At 47.3% G+C, this 338-nt stretch carries 1 protein-coding gene; it reads left to right on the top strand.

All coding sequences use genetic code 11. From position 1 onward, the window contains the following. Nucleotides 1-338 (top strand): hypothetical protein (locus JL102_RS23435; protein WP_202246900.1); only part of this gene is annotated, 338 nt, incomplete at both ends.

Genomic DNA, 338 nt, shown 5'->3' on the forward strand with positions numbered 1-338 from the left:
GTGTTAGGCACAGATGATTTCGGATCAGAGTTCGTGAGGTATAAAAAGTACCTGCCTAAAAGCTACAATGAAGGCAGTAGCGAGGCTGATTTATTGCATGATGCTGAATTCATTCAGGATACCAGAATCAATGAGCTGGGACAACAAACACAATCGGCCCTATTCAAAGATCTGGAAAGTGCGCTATGGGCTTTTGGTGCTACCTTAGCTCATCGCAAAGATCGCTTTTTGGCGAAAGCCAAAGCCTTGGGATATGGAAACCCTACCGAAGATCAGCTGGCTTACTGGACGTATGTGTACTACCAGGGTGAAGGCAACGCTGCCAGGTGGCTGCAAGC

This window comes from Fulvivirga sediminis (assembly GCF_016757215.1).
In the GTDB taxonomy this organism is placed as follows: Bacteria; Bacteroidota; Bacteroidia; order Cytophagales; family Cyclobacteriaceae; genus Fulvivirga; species Fulvivirga sediminis.